Here is a 16,195-nt window from a genome sequence, read left to right as displayed (position 1 = left end):
GCGGGCGGGCGGGTCAGCAGTGGCCGTCGAGCCAGCGGTGCACCAGGAACAGCGCGATCGACGACGGCGGCGGCAGGATCAGCCGGTCTCCCCCGCCCACCGGCACCGGCTCGCCGGCCAGCGCGGCCCCGATCTCCCGGCGGGTGAACCAGCGCGCGTGCGCGATCTCAGCCAGGTCGACCCGGATCGGCGCGTCGGCGTCGGCGCGGGCCAGGAATCCGAGCATCAGCGAGCCGGGGAACGGCCAGGACTGGCTGCCCACGTACGCGATCTCCTCGACCGGGACGCCTACCTCCTCGCGGACCTCGCGGAGCACGGCGGCCTCGGCCGACTCGCCGGGCTCGACGTATCCGGCCAGGCAGGAGTAGCGGCGCTGTCCCGGGGTGCGCGGCCAGGCCGCGTTGTTGCCGAGCAGGCAGCGGCCGTCCGCGCCGTCCATGCCGTCGTGCACCAGCACGATCATGGCCGGGTCGGTACGCGGCCAGACCCGGTCGCCGCCCGGGTCGATCCGTGACCAGCCGGCCTCGTCGGCCTGCGTCGCCTTCCCGGTCGTGGACGAGTAGCCGTGCCGCAGGTGCCAGTTGAGCAGCGCCAGCGCGGTGGTGAACAGGCCCGCGTCCCGGTCGGTCATCAGGTGGCCGACCTCGCGCAGGTGCGCCGGGCGGGTTTCCGGCAGCGCCGGCAGCGGCCCGTCGACCGCGAAGACCGGCACGCCGTCCGGCTCGACGCCGAGGAACATCGGCACCGACCGGGGCACCTCGGGCAGGTCGCCGGGGCCGACCAGGACCAGTTCGGGTGGGCTCGCCACGCCCCGGACCAGGGCACGCCCCTCGGCGGCGGAGTCGAGCACCAGCACCCGCGCCCGCTCCCACGCCTCGGCCAGCCAGGCCGGGTCGGTACGCCGGTGGGCGGCCCGGTCGAGCGTGGACCGGGCCAGCGGCGGCGCGGGCTCGCCGCTCACGCGGATTCCGTACGCACCGGTGTCAGCGCGGCGAGCGAGTCGGCCACCCGTTCGGCGTCGCCGAGCACGACGGTTACCGCGCGGGCCGGCGCCAGGTAGCGGGCGGCCACCTCGGCCACGTCGTCCACAGTCGCGGCGGCGAGCCGGGCTGCGTGCTCGGCGAGGAAGTCCAGCCGCAGCCCGTTGCCGGCGTACGCGCTGGTCAGCGACGCGAGCCCGGCCTGGGTGGACATGCCGAGCTGAAGCGTGCCGAGCGCGTACTGGCGGGCCTGCTCCAGTTCGTCGGCCTTCGGCGGCACCGTGGCGAGTCGGCCCAGCTCGTAGTTCGTCTCCACCAGCGCCGCGGCGGTCACCTCGGTGGCCACCTCGGCGCCGGCGATGAGCACCGAACCGGCCACCGAGTGCTCGACGAGCGAGTGCGGCCCGTACGTGTAGCCCTTGTCCTCGCGGATGTTCTCCACCCAGCGGGAGGAGAAGTAGCCGCCGAAGATGAGGTTCGCCAGTTGCAGCGCGGCGTGGTCCGGGTGGGTGCGCGGCACCGCGGGCAGGGCGAGGCGCAGCGACGACTGCACCGAGCCGGGCCGGTCGACCAGCAGCAGCGGCCCGGGCTCCAGTGGCGGTGCGGGCGGCAGTTCGGCGACGTGGCCGTCGCCGCGCCAGCCGGCGAGCGCCTGCTCGGCCGCGTCCAGCGCCCGCTCCGGCGCCACGTCGCCGACGAGCACGAGCACCTCCCCGGCCGGGTGCACCCGCTCGGCGTGCAGCCGGCGCAACGCGGCCGGGCGGACCGCCCGGACCTGGTCCGGGTCGGGCGTCTGCACGGCGTACGGGTGGCGGCCGTACACCCGCTTGAGCAGGGCGGTCCGGGCCAGGTGCGACGGCTGGCTCTGGGCGACCTGGATGCGGTCGACAAGCCGGTCCCGTTCGGTCTCCACCCAGTCGGCCGGGTAGTTGGCGCCGGTGAGCACCTCGGCGAGCAGTTCCAGCATCCGGTCCAGGCCGGTGACCAGGCCCGCGCCGGAGAGCATCAACCGGTCCGGGTCGAGCCCGGCGGTCAGTCCGCCGCCGACCTTCTGCAGCTCGGCGGCGATCTCGGTGGCGCTGTGCGCCTGCGTGCCGGCGAGCATGGTCTGCGCCAGCATCGCGCCGCGGGCCAGGTGCGTGCGCCCGAACGGCATCCACAGTCGCAGCTCGACCAGCGGTACGGCGGAGCGGCGTACCGCGATCACGGTGAGGCCGTTGCGCAGCGTGCGCTCGGCCTGCTTGGGCACCTTGAGGCGGCGGTTCGGGCGCAGCGCCGGAAGCGGCCGGACGGCGGTGGCGGTGGTCGTACTCGTGCTCATCGGGCTCCTCCGGCGACGACCTCGACGGACGCGCGGCGCTCGGGCCGCAGGGTGGCGGCGGCGGCGCGGACCTGGTCCTCGGTCACCGCGCCGACCAGCCGGGGCAGCTCGTTGAGCAGGCCCGGCTCGCCGCGCTGCTGTTCCAGCACGGCCATCCGCAGCGCCCGGCCGAGCACCGCGTCGGTGTCGCGCAGCAGGTGGGTGGCCATCCGGGCCTGGGTGCGCGCCAGCTCTCCGTCGGTCAGCCCGTCGGTCGCCAGCCGGTCCAGTTCCTCGTCGATGGTGCGCAGCACCTTGTCCACGTCGCCGCCGGGCGGCAGGTGCGCCTGGAGCAGCAGCGCGGTGGGGTCGCGCACGTCGAACGGGTCGCCCATGAAACCGACGTACCCGCCGAGGCTGGTGACCGACCGGTCGCGCTGCACCAGCCGCTCGACCAGCCGGGACGCGTCGCCGTCGGTGAGCACCTCGGCCAGCACCACGTAGGGCAGGTAGCCGGCGAAGTCGTCGACCGGGTCGGGCACCCGCCACGCGCCGGCCACCGCCGGCAGCGGGGCCAGCGCGTCGGTGTACGTGCTGCGCCGCTCGGTGGTCAGGTCGGGCTCGGCGAAGTCGGGCCGCTGCGGGGCGGGACGGGCCGGGACGTCGCCGAAGTGCCGTTCGATGAGCGTGGTCGCCTCGGCCACGTCGATGTCGCCGCTGACCGCCAGTACGGCGTTGCCGCTGGCGTAGTAGCGGCGGAAGAAGTCGGCGGCGTCGGCCACCGTCGCCGACTCCAGGTCGTCGAAGGAGCCGTAGCCGTCGTGCGCGTTGGGGAAGGTGTCGAACATCACCGGGGGCAGCGTCAGCCAGGGGAACCCGCCGTACGGCCGGTTCAGCACGTTGACCCGGATCTCCTCCTTGACCACGTCGACCTGGTTGCGCAGGTTCTCCTCGGTCAGCCGGGGGCCGCGCATCCGGTCGGCCTCCAGGAACAGCGCGCGTTCCAGGGCGTTGGCGGGCAGCGTCTCGAAGTAGTCGGTGTAGTCCAGGTGGGTGGAGCCGTTGAACGTCCCGCCGGCGCCCTGGACGTGCCGGAAGTGGGCCAGCTTCTCCAGGTTCTCCGACCCCTGGAACATCAGGTGCTCGAAGAGGTGGGCGAAGCCGGTGCGTCCCTCCGGCTCGGAGCGGATGCCGACGTCGTAGACCACAGCCACCCCGATGACCGGGGCGCTGCGGTCCGGCGTGAGCACCACACGCAGGCCGTTGTCGAGGGTGAACCGTTCGGCCGGGTACTTCGTCGCTGGGATCTTCGCTCTCCGCGTGGACACGAGATCGACATTAGCGCTTCCGTACCGGCTCTATCGCCGGTGTGCCCTGGCCGAACGGTGGACTGTTGCGGGACGGGTCTTGACGCCGACGGCCACTTGCCCCACCCTTCCTACCAACTAAATAGGAATACTGCGGATTGGACATTCGATGAGAGGGCTTCCCCTGCGCCGCCTGGTCACCCTGGCGACCCTGGCCGCGGTCGGCGCGGCCACGCTCGGCACCACCGCCGCCTGCGGCGAGGACAGCGACGCCGCCGGCGGGTCCGGCCCGGTCACGCTGCGTCTGGGCTACTTCCCCAACATCACGCACGCCCCGGCCGTGGTCGGCGTGGAGAAGGGGATCTTCAAGGAGAAACTCGGCAGCGACGTCGAGCTGGACACCAAGACCTTCAACGCCGGCCCGGCCGCCATCGAGGCCGTCTTCTCCGGCGCGCTCGACGCCACGTACATCGGCCCGAACCCGACGGTGAACGCCTTCTCCAAGTCCAAGGGCGAGGCGGTCCGGGTCATCTCCGGCGCGGCGTCCGGCGGCGTCGCGCTCGTGGTCAAGCCCGGCATCACCTCGGTGGAGCAGCTGCGCGGCAAGAAGATCGCCACTCCGCAGCTCGGCAACACCCAGGACGTGGCGCTGCGCTTCTGGCTCAAGGAGAAGGGCCTGGAGACCACCAAGGAGGGCGGCGGCGACGTCAAGATCGTGCCGCAGGAGAACGCGCAGACGATCGAGACGTTCGGCAGCGGCGCCATCGACGGCGCATGGGTGCCCGAGCCGTTCGTCTCCCGGCTGGTAAACGCCGGCGGCAAGGTGCTCGTCGACGAGCGTGACCTCTGGCCGGACAAGAAGTTCGTCATCACCAACCTGCTGGTCAGCACCAAGTTCCTCAAGGCACACCCGGACGTGGTGAAGAAGCTGGTCGAGGGCCAGGTCGCGGCGAACGAGTTCGTCAACACCAAGCCGGACGAGGCGCAGCAGGCCATCTCCGACCACATCGGCAAGATCACCGGCAAGCCGCTGGACCTCAAGCTGATCAAGCAGGCCTGGCCGACGCTGGAGTTCACAAACGACCCGATCCCGGCCTCGCTGAAGACCGGCTTGGACCACGCCGTCGCGGTCGGGCTGACCCAGCCGGTCGACCTGAACGGCCTGTACGACCTCAAGTACCTCAACGAGGTCCTCAAGGCGCAGGGCAAGGCCGAGGTCAGCCAGCCGTGACGTCGACGACCACGACCCCGCGCAGCGCGACCGGCTCGGTCGCGCTGCGCGGCGTCACAAAGGTGTACGGCCAGGGCGACCAGGCCGTCCTGGCGCTGGACGGACTGTCGCTGGACATCGCGCCCGGCGAGTTCGTCTGCATGGTCGGCGCGTCCGGCTGCGGCAAGAGCACGCTGCTCAACCTGGTCGCCGGCCTGGACCGGGCCAGCGGCGGCACCATCGAGCTGGGCGAGGGCGTCAACCCGGGGCTCATGTTCCAGGAGCCGGCGCTCTTCCCCTGGCTCACCGTCGAGGGCAACGTCGAGGTGCCGCTGAAGCTGCGCGGTCTCCCCCGCGACCAGCGCAAGGAGCGGGTGGCCGAGCTGCTGCGCACGGTCCACCTGTCGGAGTTCGGCCGCAAGCGCCCGCACCAGCTCTCCGGCGGCATGCGGCAGCGCGTCGCGCTGGCCCGCACGCTCGCGCTGGAGACGCCGGTGCTGCTGATGGACGAGCCGTTCGGCGCGCTGGACGCGATGACCCGCGACATCCTGCACGACGAGCTGGAGCGGATCTGGACCGAGCGCAAGCTCACCGTCCTGTTCGTCACGCACAACGTCCGCGAGGCGGCCCGGCTCGCCGACCGCATCGTGCTGCTCTCCAGCCGGCCCGGCCGGATCATCTACTCCACCGAGGTCGCCGTGCCGCGCCCCCGGCGGATCGACTCGCCGGAGGTCTCGGCCATCGCCGCCGAGGTCACCGACCGGCTGCGCAAGGAGGTGGGCCGGCATGGCCAGTGACACCCTGTCCGCGTCGGCGCGGGCCGACGCGGAGATCTCCGGGCTCGACGCGCTGGAGATCGCCGGCCGGGAGAAGGGCCCGTCCCGGGTACGCCGCCTGTGGTCGGCCACCTGGCCCAAGCTCGCCGCGCTCGCGCTCGCGGTGGCGATCTGGCAGGCGGTGGTCTGGTCCGGGTGGAAGGAGCCGTGGGCGCTGCCCGGCCCGGCCGTGGTCTTCGGCGACCTCGGGGAGTACCTGCTCAGCTCGGCGCTCTGGGAGGGCCTCGCCACCACGGCCCGGCGGGCGGCGGTCGGGTTCGCCGCCGCGGTCGCGGTCGGCCTGCTGCTCGGCCTCGTCGTGGCCCGGGTCAAGGTGCTCCGGGCCGCGCTCGGCTCGATGATCACCGCGTTGCAGACCATGCCGTCGATCGCCTGGTTCCCGCTGGCCATCCTGCTGTTCCAGCTCAGCGAGCAGGCGATCTTCTTCGTCGTGGTGCTCGGCGCCGCGCCGTCGGTCGCCAACGGCGTCATCCACGGCGTGGACTACGTGCCGCCGCTGCTGGTCCGCGCCGGCCGCAACCTCGGCGCCCGGGGGCTCAACCTCTACCGGTACGTGATCGCGCCGGCCGCGCTACCGGCCATCGTGGCCGGGCTCAAGCAGGGCTGGGCGTTCGCCTGGCGCAGCCTGATGGCCGGTGAGCTGCTGGTGGTCATCGCCACCCGCACCTCGATCGGCGCACAGCTGACGTACGCGCGTGAACTGAGCGAGGCGCCCCGGCTGATGGCCATCATGATCGTCATCCTGGTGGTGGGCCTGCTCGTGGACACCGCGTTCGGTGCCGCCGACAAGGCGATCCGCCGCCGCTGGGGCGTGCTGGACCAGGCCGGCAACTGACGTCGTGTACATCTCCGCGCGCGCCGACTACGCGCTCCGGGCCATGCTCGCCGTCGCCGACGCCGCCGGTACCCCCGGCGACGCGGTGACCGGCGGCGGCGAGCTGGTCAAGGCGGCGAGCCTGGCCGAGAGCCAGGACATCCCGCTCAGCTTCCTCCAGGGGATCCTGCTCGACCTGCGGCGGGCCGGGCTGCTGCACAGCCATCGCGGCACCGAGGGCGGGTACGCGCTGACCCGCCCGCCGGACGAGATCAGCGTGGGCGACGTGCTCCGCGCGGTGGGTGGCGCGATCACCAGCGTCCGGGGCATCCCCGCCGACCGGGCCGGATACCACGGCGTGGCCACCGGCCTGCGGGACGTGTGGCTGGCGGTGGACGGCGCGATCGCCCTGGTCGTGGACCGGACCACGCTCGCCGACCTGCTGAGCGACCGGGCGACGGCACCCTGACGCGCGTCCGGTCACAGGGCGACGGCGCGCGGGGTCGCGGACCCGGCCGGTTGTCGGCCACAGAGGGCATGACTCCTGGCCGATATGACTCTCGGGCATATTTATACCTGAGAGTCATATCGCTTTCCGGGCATCATCCGCCCGGCGCGGCTACTGAGCGTGCGGGGCGCTCATCCCGGGCGTGAAGCTGCGGGCGGCGCCGCGATCCGGCGAGCCGCCGTCGGAGGGCCGCCAGGGCCCGAACGCGGCCACCGCGGCGAGCGCCAGGCCGGCCCCCGCCACCGCGAGCACCAGCAGCACTTCCCGTGCACCGCCCGATCCGGCTTCCCCCGCCATGAACCGCTCCCTCCGCGTCCGGCCGACCCCCCGACCGGTCCCCCGCCCGACAGCATCGCCGCCACGGCGAGGCCGGACAGTCGGACAGCCGACCGAACGTCGACTGATTCCCGACTCAGGGACGGTCGGCCGGCCCGCTCGAAGCCGAGCCGGTCAGGCGCGGTCAGCGGCGGCGCGGACGCCGGCGAGGACGGGTCGCCGGGGCGGGGTGCGCGGCAGCGGGCGCGGCGATGGTCACCGGCACACCGGACGGCTCCCGGGCGCCGGTGAGCCGGCTCAGCTCGCTGTCGCCGGGGCGTACCCGGGTGGTCTTGGGGTTGATGCCCGCGGTGCTCATCAGCCGGGCGACGTCGCGGCGCTGCTCCGGCAGCACCAGCGTGACCACGGTGCCCGACTCGCCGGCCCGCGCGGTCCGGCCACCCCGGTGCAGGTAGTCCTTGGCCTCCGCGGGCGGGTCGGCGTTGACCACCAGGTCCAGCCCGTCGACGTGGATGCCCCGGGCCGCCACGTCGGTGGCCACCAGCGCGGTGACCTGGCCGGTGCGGAACTGCTCCAGGATGCGGGTGCGCTGCGGCTGCGACTTGCCGCCGTGCAGCGCCGCGGCGCGTACGCCCTTGGCGAGCAACTGCCGGGCCACCCGGTCGGCGCGGTGCTTGGTGGCGATGAAGACGATGGTGCGGCCCTCGCGGGCGGCGATGTGGGCCAGCGCGGCCTGCTTGTCGTCCGCCTCGAGGTGCAGCACGTGGTGGGTCATCGCGGTGACGGTGGCGGTGCCCGGGTCGACGGAATGCGTCACCGGGTCGGCCAGGAATCGGCGGACCAGCCGGTCCACGCCCCGGTCCAGGGTGGCCGAGAAGAGCATCCGCTGCCCGCCCGGCGCGACCTGCTCCAGCAGCTTCGTCACCTGCGGCAGGAAGCCCATGTCGGCCATCTGGTCGGCCTCGTCCAGCACCGTGATGGTCACCTGGTCCAGCCGGGCGTCCCCGCGGTCGATCAGGTCGTGCAGCCGGCCCGGCGTGGCCACCAGCACCTCGGCGCCGGCGCGCAGCGCGGCCGCCTGCCGGGTCAGGGAGAGCCCGCCGACCACTGTGGCGCAGCGCAGCCCGAGCGTGGCAGCGTACGGGGTGAGCGCGGCGGTCACCTGCGCGGCCAGTTCCCGGGTGGGTACGAGCACCAGCGCGAGCGGACGGCCCGGGCGGGCCCGGCGGCCGGCCGTACGGTGCAGCAGCGGCAGCCCGAACGCGAGCGTCTTGCCGGAGCCGGTGCGGCCCCGGCCGAGCACGTCGCGGCCGGCCAGCGAGTCCGGCAGCGTGGCCGCCTGGATCGGGAACGGCGCGGAGATGCCCTGCGCGGTCAGCTCGGAGACGAGCGCCGGCGCCAGGCCGGTAGCGGCGAACGTGGGCAGGGTCGTGGTCATGCGGAAAGCCTTCCTCGAGGCGGCACGTGTCGAGGAAGGGCGCCGGGCTGCGGCGCGTCACCGGCGTCACCGGTGGTCACAAGCACGAACCGAAAGGGACGGGCCGGCCCGGCAGAGGCGGGCCGGCCCGTGCACCGCGCCCGAGAGGGCGCGGTGGTGGTGCCGGTTGATCCGAAGATCAGAGCGGGCGGATGTTCTCCGCCTGCGGGCCCTTCTGGCCCTGGGTCACCTCGAACTCGACCCGCTGGTTCTCGTCCAGGCTCCGGTAGCCGGAGGTCTGGATCGCCGAGAAGTGGGCGAAGACGTCGGCGCCGCCGTCGTCCGGGGTGATGAAGCCGAAGCCCTTGTCAGCGTTGAACCACTTGACGGTGCCAATTGCCATGTGTTTCGTCTCCTTGACGGAACGGTCGGCCCGCACGTGTTGCGGGCCGGAGAGGAGCACCCCGCGCGTGGAATACGCGGCGTGCCTGTCGCTGCTGGTCGCCCCGCCCGGAGAACTCCGGACACAACAAAGAGCGCCTGGGGCCACAATCCGCCAGGCGCACACAGAGTCTCTGGAAACCAAAACTGCAACCCGGACAACGTATCACGGACTCGTGCGCTGCGGTAGATCCCCCGGGATTTCCGGCACGGCGGCCACCAGATCGGCCAGCCCGTCCGCGTCGAGCAGGTCGGCCGGGCGGACGGTCACCGAGTCCCGGACGTAGTGGAACGCCGCGCCGACCCGCTGCACCGGCACCCCGGCCAGTTCCGCCCAGGCCAGCCGGTAGACCGCCAACTGCACCGCCGCCGCGTCGGCCTCCCGGCCGGTGGGCTGCCGCCCGGTCTTCCAGTCGACCACGTCGTAGCGCCCGCCCGGGCGGGCGAACACGGCGTCCATCCGGCCCCGGATCACCACCCCGGCGACGACAGTGGCGAACGGCACCTCCACCTCCACCGGCACCCGGTCGGCCCACTCGCTGGCCAGGAAGCGCTCCTGCAACTCGACCAGGGCCTCGTCCGGGGCCGCGTCCTCGTCCGCCGCGCCGGGCAGCTCGTCCACGTCGAGCAGCCGGTCCGCGCCGAAGCGCTGCTCCAGCCAGGCGTGGAACGCGGTGCCGCGCCGGGCGTACGGCGTCGGTTCGGTGGGCATCGGGCGGCGCAGCGTACGGGCCAGCGCCTCCGGGTCGCGGCGCAACGCCACCAGCTGGGTCACCGAGAGATGGCCGGGCAGTTCGACCTCGACCGCCTCGGCCTGCCGGGCCAGCTCCGCCCGCTCGGCGAGCAGCAGCTCGGCCTCACGCCGCCAGCGGGCCACCTCGGCGTCCTCCGCCGCGCCGGTGGTGGCGAGCAGCGCCGCCTCGCGCCGGGCCACCTCCGGGTCGGCGAGGTACCGGCGGACCAGCGCCGCCGCCTCGGTCAGCGCGGGCCGGCGGGCGCCCAGCGGGTCGGCCGGCCACTCGGCCCGCAGCACCGTCTCGGTGGTCGGGTTCACCGCGTCCCCGGCCGGCTCGGGCGTCCACGCGTCGACCACACGGCCGTCCGGGTCGGCCAGGCAGGCGTCGTGCACCTCCCGCAGGAACACCGACGGGCCGCGGAACCGCTTGGTCCCCTCCCCCCACCAGTAGCCGGAGCAGAGCAGCAGGCGGCGGGGGCGGGTCACCGCCACGTACGCCAGCCGGCGCTCCTCCCGCTCGTCGTGCGCCCGCCAGTCGTCGGTGAACTCGGTCAGCGCCCGGGCCACCCCGCGCTGGTCCTCCGCCTCCGGCAGGGCCAGCTCGGGCAGCCCGTCCGCGTCGCCGCGCAGCGGGAACGGCAGCACGCCCAGCCCGCCCAGCCAGTGGTCGGAGTTGCGCACCGGCCCCGGCCAGACGCCCCGGGTCATCCCGGCCACCGCCACCACGTCCCACTCCAGGCCCTTCGCGGCGTGCGAGGTGAGCACCTGCACCGCGCCGGCCACCACCTCGACCTCGCCCGGCGCCAGCCCGCGCTCCTCGTCCTCGGCGGCGGCCAGGTAGGCGAGGAAACCGGCGAGCGTCGCGCCGGGCGTCTCGCCGCTGAACCGGGCCGCCACGTCGCCGAGCGCGTCCAGGTGCGCGCGGGCCAGCCCGGCGTCGCCCGCGCCGTCCCGGCCGGCCCGGACCGCCACCTCGACGTCGAGGCCGATGGTCCGCTCGATGTCCGCGATCAGTTCCGGCAGCGACTGGTCCAGGCGGTAGCGCAGCAGCGCCAGTTCCATCCCGTACGAGCGCAGCCGCGCGTAGCCCTCGGCCGAGTACGCCTGCGCCGGCCCCAGGTCCGCCAGCGCCTCCACGAGCGTCGCCTCGTCCAGCACGTCCACGGTGATCTCCGGGCCCTCGTCGCCGGTCAGCTCCCGCCGGCTGCGGGCGATCGCGCGAGCGCGGCGGTGCAGGGCGACCAGGTCACGCGGGCCGATCCGCCAGCGCGCGCCGGTGAGCAGCCGCAGCAACGCCGCCCCGTCGGTCGGATCGGCGAGCACGCGCAGCGTGCACACCACGTCCCGTACCTCCGGGGTGTCCAGCAGCCCGCCCAGGCCGACCACGTCGACAGGAAGCCCACGGGCGCGCAACGCCGCCTCGATCGCCGGGATCTGGCTGCGCAGCCGCACCAGCACCGCGGTGGTCGGGCGGCGGTCGGCCGGGATGTGCTCGGGCAGCGCGCCGGGCATCCCGGCCGCGCCCCGCCAGGCCGCCAGCACGCTGTCCGCGATCCAGTCGGCCTCGTCGGCGTACGTCTCCAGCAGCGCGCAGTGCACGGTGCCGGCGGCCTGCCCGCCCGGGGTACGGTGCGGGATCGGGTCGCGGACGCTGAGCGCGGCGTGCAGTTCCGGCACCCGCGCGCCGGCCGCCCGCAGCGGCACCGACAGCGTGTTGGCGACACCGAGGATCTCCGGCCGGTTGCGCCAGCTCGTGGTCAGGCTGAGCACGTCGGCGGGGCTGCCGTCGGTGCGGGCGAACTCGGCCGGGAACCGGTCCAGCGTGCCGGCGCTGGCCCCGCGCCAGCCGTAGATGGACTGGCACGGGTCGCCCACGGCGGTGACCGGGTGGCCGCCGCCGAACAGCGCGTTGAGCAGCACCACCTGGGCGTGGCTGGTGTCCTGGTACTCGTCGAGCAGCACCACCCGGAACCGGTCCCGCTCGATCACGCCGACGCCGGGGTGGTCGCGGGCCACCCGGGCCGCGCGGGCGAGCTGGTCGGCGAAGTCCATCGCCTCGAAGTCGTCCTTGCGCCGGGCGTACGCGCGCACCAGCGGCAGCAGCTTCAGCCGGGTCCGCTGGAGCTGGAGCGCCTTGCGCACGTCGGCGTAGACCCGGCCGGGACGCGACTGCACCTCGGCGAAGAACCGGCCGGTCCAGCCGGCCAGCTCGTCCGGGTCGACCAGGTGCTCGTCCAGCTCACCGGCGAGCGCCAGGACCGCGTCGGTGATGGTGGACGGCATCCGGTCCACCTCGGACATGTCCCCGTCGTAGTTGCGCACCAGCATGTCGACGAGCTGCCAGCGGGACGCCTCGGTGAGCAGCCGGGTGGTCGGCTCGTACCCGGCGCGCAGCCCGTGCTCGGTGACGATCCGCCCGGCGTACGAGTGGTACGTGGACACGGTCGGCTCGCCCGCCAGCGGGTCGTCGTGCGGGTCCCGCCCCTGCCGGCCGAGCCGCCGGATGAGCTGGTCGAGCCGGGTCCGGACCCGGTGGGCCAGCTCGCCGGCCGCCTTGCGGGTGAAGGTGAGGCCGAGGATGTGCTCGGGGCGTACGTAGGAGTTGGCGACCAGCCACACCACCCGCGCGGCCATCGTCTCGGTCTTGCCGGAGCCGGCGCCCGCGACCACCAGCAGCGGTTCCACCGGCGCGGCGATGATCGCGGCCTGTTCCCGGGTGGGCGCGGGCAGCCGCAGCAGCCGGGCCAGCTCGACGGGCGTGTAGCGGGGCCCGGCGTCGGCCGCGCGCGGCGCGGGCGTGGCGGAGGCGCCGAACAGCGCCGGCTGAACGCTCATGAGTTCTCCGGGGGCGGCTCGACCACCTGGCGGCCCTGGCCGGAGACCGGGCAGCTGGTGCGTACCGGGCAGACCCGGCACTTGGAGTTGGCCACCGCGGCGAACGTCGAGGCGGCCATCGTGTCGGCGGTACGGCGCACCAGCGCGGTGGCCCACCCGGCCTCCGGCCCCTCCCCGGCCGCGGCCTGGGTCTGCTCCTTGGCGTCCCGCGCGCCGGTGCCGAGCTGCACCAGCGCGGCCCCGCCCGGTTCCTCGCCGAACTCGGCGAACCCGCCCGCCTCCACCGCCGCCTGGTAAGCGCCGAGCTGCGGATGCTCGGCCACCTCCCGCTCGGTGACCGCCGTCGACTTGCCGGTCTTCAGGTCGATCACCACGAGCCGCCCCTCGGCGTCGACCTCCAGCCGGTCGACCCGGCCGGTCAGCTCGATCGGGCGGGACGGGTCGTCGAGGCGGACCGCGAACTCGTGCTCGATCGCCAGCAGCCGGCGCGGGTTTCCGGCCAGCCAGCGCAGCAGCTTGTCCACCATCGCCTCGGCGCGCTGCCGCTCCGGGCCGGCCATCCACCGGGCGGCCAGCTCGATCGCGTCGAACCGCGCGGCCACGTACTCCAGCAACGCCTCCCGGTCGACGCTGGCGTCCTCGGCCAGCATCGCGGCGGCGTGCACCAGGTTGCCGACGCCCTGCGCGGCGCTGGCCGGCCCGCTGCCGCCGTGCCGTTCCAGCAGCCAGCGCAGGCTGCACCGCAACGCGCTCTCCATCGCCGACGGGGTGACCCGCACCGGCTCGCCCTCGTCGACCAGCGGCCGGTCGTCGGAGAGGCCGCGCAGCCCCCACCAGTCGTCCGGGTGCGCGCCGGGCACCCCGGCGGCGGCCAGCCGCGCCAGCTCACCCGCCGCCGCGTGCCGCCGGGTGATCGGCGCCGCCGGGTCGGTGACAGCGGTACGCAGCTCCGCCACCAGCGCGGACAGGGTGAGACCGCGTGGCGGCAGCGTGACCGGGAGTACGGCGGGCGGCCCGTCCTGCGGATGCTCGTCCCCGTGCGGCACCGGCCCGTCAGCGGTTTGCCCGCGCGTGACCTGGCCGGTCGGTCCGTTCCCGGCCGGGCCGGGGCCGGTCGGGTCCGGGCCGGTCGGGGCGGTGCCGCCTGCGCCGGTGGCGGGTGGGTCGGCGGCTGCGATTTCGTGCAGGAAGCGGCTCGGCTGCTCCTCGTGGTCGTCCCCGCCGACGGCGGCGGACGCCACAGCGGTGACCAGCAGCCGCCGCCGGGCCCGGCTGATCGCCACGTGGAACAGTCGCCGCTCCTCGTCCAGCAACGCCGACGTCTGCCCGACCAGGCTGGCCCGCAGGCCGGCCCCGTCGGCGCGACCGGCCAGCACGTCGACCAGGCGCTCCGAGCCGAGCAGGCTGCCGCGCAGGCGCAGGTCCGGCCAGACGCCCTCCTGCACCCCGGCCACCGCGACCAGGTCCCATTCCAGGCCCTTCCCGGCGTGCGCGGTGAGCAGGCGTACCGCGTCGCCCCGGTCGGCGGCGGCGGCGAGCGTGTCGGCGGGCAGTTCCTGCCCGAGAACGTGGTCGAGGAACACCTCGGTACGCGCGCCGGGCAGCCGGTCGGTGAACCGGGCCGCCGCGTCGAACAGCACGAGTACGGCGTCCAGGTCCCGGTCGGCGGCCTCGGCCCGCCACCGCTGGGCGGTCTCGTGCTCGCCGGTGGCCGCCCGCCCCCTGGTGATCGCCCCGGCCCAGCGTTCGGCCAGCCCGCTCTCCCGCCACACCGCCCAGAGCACGTCCTCGACCGTCGCGCCCGGGGTGGCGGCGGCCTGCCGGGCGGTCTCCAGCAGGTGCGCCACGGCCTGCGCGGGGGCCGCCCAGCGGCGCTCGATGGTGGACAGCTCGGCCGGGTCGCGCAGCGCCTCCACCAGCAGGTCGCCGGAGGGACGGCGGTCGCCGCCGGCCAGCGCCAGCGCCCGCAGCCCTTGACGCAGCCGCCGCTCGGCCAGCGGGTCGGCCCCGCCGAGCGGCGAGTGCAGCAGCGCGACAGCGGCCTCCTCGTCCAGCCGGTCCGGTTCGAGCGCACAGCGCAGCAGGAGCAGCAGCGGGGCGACCGCCGGCTGGAGGTGCAGCGGAAGGTCCTCGCCGTGCACGACGGTCGGCACCCCGGCCGTGTGCAGCGCGCGCCGCAGCGACGGCAGTTGCCGGCCGGTGGAGCGGACCAGCACCGCCATCCGGGACCACGGCACGCCGTCGAGCAGGTGCGCCTCGCGCAACGCGTGCGCCAGCCAGGCCGACTCGCTGGTGGCGGAGCGGAACGTCCGTACCTCCACCGTTCCGGCCGGCGCATCGGGCAGCGGGCGCAGCCGCCGGTGCGCCGCCGGGCCGCGCAGCCGCCGGGCCAGCCGGGCGGTGGCCGCGAGCAGTTCCGGCCCGGCCCGGTACGAGGTGGTGAGCGTGACCTGGGCCGCCGGCGCGCCGGAGGCGGTGCGGAAGCGGTGCGGGAACGTGGCGACGCCGGCCGGGTCGGCGCCCCGGAAGGCGTACGTGGACGAGTCCGGGTCGGCGAACGCCACCAGGGACCGCCCGCCTCCGGCCACCACGGCGAGCAGGTCGAGCTGCGCCGGGTCGGTGTCGGCCAACTCGTCCACGTACACGTGGGCCAGGCGGCGGCGCTCGGCGGCGAGCAGCTCGGGATCGTCGAGCAGCATGCCGGTGGCGGCCCGCACCAGCTCCGCCGGGTCGTACGCGACCGAGCCCCTGTTGCTCACGTCGCGCAGGGCGAGCACGGCGACGTACTCCCGCAGGAAACGCGCGGCGGCCGGCCAGTCGGCGCGGCCCAGCTTCTCGCCCAGCCGGGCCAGCTCCACCGGCCCGACGCCGCGCTCCGCGGCCCGCATCAGCAGGTCGCGCAGCTGCTGGGCGAACGCCCGGGTACGCAGCGCGGGGCGCAGATCCTCCGGCCAGCCGACCGGGTCGTCGCCGGGCTCCTCCCCCACCACGTCGAGCAGCTCGCGGATGATCAGATCCTGCTCCGGGCCGGTGAGCAGCCGGGGCGAGGGCTCGCCGCGTTCGGCAGCGGCACGACGCAGCAGCCCGAAGGCGTACGCCGGGAACGTGCGCACCAGCGGCTCGCGGACCACGCGGTGTCCGTCCCCGGCGATACGCGCCTCGATCCGGTGGCGCAGCTCGGTGGCGCCCCGCCGGCCGAAGGTGAGCACCAGGATCCGCTCCGGGTCGACGCCCTCGGCCACCCGGGCGGCGACCGCCTCGACGAGCGTGGACGTCTTGCCGGTGCCGGGACCACCCACGACGAGCATCGGCCCGTCGGTGTGCGCGACCACCTCGGCCTGCACCGGATCGACCCGGCGCGAGACGTTCGTGCCCGCCCCGGCCCCGGTCCCCGCCGAAGCGGCCGACGGTGACGACGCCCCGGTCCCGGTCTGCGGCGAAGCGCTGTCGTGCGGCGTGGCGGTCTGTGGGTGCGCGGCATCGCCCGCCGACCCCCCGGATCGCGGCTCCGCCTCGGCCGGCCCACCAGACCGAC

Annotated in this window: 12 protein-coding genes; 4 read left to right on the top strand and 8 right to left on the bottom strand. The window is 74.9% G+C overall.

Annotation, left to right across the window (positions count from 1 at the left end; translation table 11 throughout):
• Positions 1–13: 13 nt before the first annotated feature.
• From nudC to BAW75_RS17195, 3 genes are read right to left on the bottom strand one after another with little or no spacing between them, the layout of a single operon-like run.
• Positions 14–961 carry an NAD(+) diphosphatase gene (gene nudC, locus BAW75_RS17205; RefSeq protein WP_064447903.1) on the bottom strand — a complete coding sequence of 316 codons (948 nt, stop codon included), beginning with the start codon at positions 959–961 and terminating at the stop codon, positions 14–16.
• A complete protein-coding gene (locus BAW75_RS17200) occupies positions 958–2,301 on the bottom strand; it encodes a M16 family metallopeptidase (RefSeq protein ID WP_104114236.1) in 1,344 nt (447 codons plus the stop codon). The genes nudC and BAW75_RS17200 overlap by 4 nt, the downstream gene beginning before the upstream one ends.
• Positions 2,298–3,608 carry a M16 family metallopeptidase gene (locus BAW75_RS17195; protein WP_064447904.1) on the bottom strand — a complete coding sequence of 437 codons (1,311 nt, stop codon included), beginning with the start codon at positions 3,606–3,608 and terminating at the stop codon, positions 2,298–2,300. Before BAW75_RS17195 ends, BAW75_RS17200 begins: the two co-directional genes overlap by 4 nt.
• 148 nt (positions 3,609–3,756) lie before the next feature.
• Between BAW75_RS17195 and BAW75_RS17190 the strand changes: the two genes are divergently transcribed.
• The 4 genes from BAW75_RS17190 to BAW75_RS17175 are packed head-to-tail and all read left to right on the top strand — an operon-like array spanning position 3,757 to position 6,916.
• The gene (locus BAW75_RS17190; protein WP_064447905.1) at positions 3,757–4,818 is read left to right on the top strand and encodes an ABC transporter substrate-binding protein; all 1,062 of its coding nucleotides are present in this window, start codon (positions 3,757–3,759) and stop codon (positions 4,816–4,818) included.
• Entirely contained in the window at positions 4,815–5,594 is a 780-nt protein-coding gene (locus tag BAW75_RS17185; protein WP_030503658.1) for an ABC transporter ATP-binding protein, read from the top strand. Before BAW75_RS17190 ends, BAW75_RS17185 begins: the two co-directional genes overlap by 4 nt.
• A complete protein-coding gene (locus tag BAW75_RS17180) occupies positions 5,584–6,468 on the top strand; it encodes an ABC transporter permease (RefSeq protein WP_104114235.1) in 885 nt (294 codons plus the stop codon). The genes BAW75_RS17185 and BAW75_RS17180 overlap by 11 nt, the downstream gene beginning before the upstream one ends.
• A gap of 4 nt (positions 6,469–6,472) precedes the next feature.
• Positions 6,473–6,916 carry an RrF2 family transcriptional regulator gene (locus BAW75_RS17175; protein WP_043328446.1) on the top strand — a complete coding sequence of 148 codons (444 nt, stop codon included), beginning with the start codon at positions 6,473–6,475 and terminating at the stop codon, positions 6,914–6,916.
• A 150-nt stretch (positions 6,917–7,066) separates the two neighbouring features.
• On the opposite strand, the gene BAW75_RS17170 is transcribed toward BAW75_RS17175, so the two are convergent.
• The 5 genes from BAW75_RS17170 to BAW75_RS17150 form a co-directional block, all read right to left on the bottom strand.
• The gene (locus BAW75_RS17170; protein WP_043328445.1) at positions 7,067–7,252 is read right to left on the bottom strand and encodes a hypothetical protein; all 186 of its coding nucleotides are present in this window, start codon (positions 7,250–7,252) and stop codon (positions 7,067–7,069) included.
• A 163-nt stretch (positions 7,253–7,415) separates the two neighbouring features.
• Complete coding sequence (locus BAW75_RS17165) at positions 7,416–8,669, bottom strand: DEAD/DEAH box helicase (RefSeq protein WP_030503654.1); 1,254 nt, start codon at positions 8,667–8,669, stop codon at positions 7,416–7,418.
• A 178-nt stretch (positions 8,670–8,847) separates the two neighbouring features.
• Positions 8,848–9,051, bottom strand: a complete 204-nt coding sequence (cspE, locus tag BAW75_RS17160) for a transcription antiterminator/RNA stability regulator CspE (protein WP_013288421.1) — start codon at positions 9,049–9,051, stop codon at positions 8,848–8,850.
• A gap of 204 nt (positions 9,052–9,255) precedes the next feature.
• The gene (locus BAW75_RS17155) at positions 9,256–12,660 is read right to left on the bottom strand and encodes an ATP-dependent helicase (RefSeq protein WP_104114234.1); all 3,405 of its coding nucleotides are present in this window, start codon (positions 12,658–12,660) and stop codon (positions 9,256–9,258) included.
• Positions 12,657–16,195, bottom strand: a 3,539-nt coding sequence (locus BAW75_RS17150; RefSeq protein WP_420915016.1) for an ATP-dependent helicase, incomplete at its 5' end; no start/stop codon positions are given. The genes BAW75_RS17155 and BAW75_RS17150, both read right to left, overlap by 4 nt.

The sequence above is a fragment of the Micromonospora chalcea genome, assembly GCF_002926165.1.
Classification (GTDB): domain Bacteria; phylum Actinomycetota; class Actinomycetes; order Mycobacteriales; family Micromonosporaceae; genus Micromonospora; species Micromonospora chalcea.
This window is presented reverse-complemented; position numbering and strand designations above follow the sequence as displayed.

Coding starts and splice junctions, on each gene's coding strand:
- BAW75_RS17155 (WP_104114234.1), bottom strand. CDS start 12,660: ATGAGCGTTCAGCCGGCGCTGTTCGGCGCCTCCGCCACGCCCGCGCCG.
- BAW75_RS17200 (WP_104114236.1), bottom strand. CDS start 2,301: ATGAGCACGAGTACGACCACCGCCACCGCCGTCCGGCCGCTTCCGGCG.
- BAW75_RS17165 (WP_030503654.1), bottom strand. CDS start 8,669: ATGACCACGACCCTGCCCACGTTCGCCGCTACCGGCCTGGCGCCGGCG.
- BAW75_RS17170 (WP_043328445.1), bottom strand. CDS start 7,252: ATGGCGGGGGAAGCCGGATCGGGCGGTGCACGGGAAGTGCTGCTGGTG.
- BAW75_RS17180 (WP_104114235.1), top strand. CDS start 5,584: ATGGCCAGTGACACCCTGTCCGCGTCGGCGCGGGCCGACGCGGAGATC.
- cspE (WP_013288421.1), bottom strand. CDS start 9,051: ATGGCAATTGGCACCGTCAAGTGGTTCAACGCTGACAAGGGCTTCGGC.
- BAW75_RS17190 (WP_064447905.1), top strand. CDS start 3,757: ATGAGAGGGCTTCCCCTGCGCCGCCTGGTCACCCTGGCGACCCTGGCC.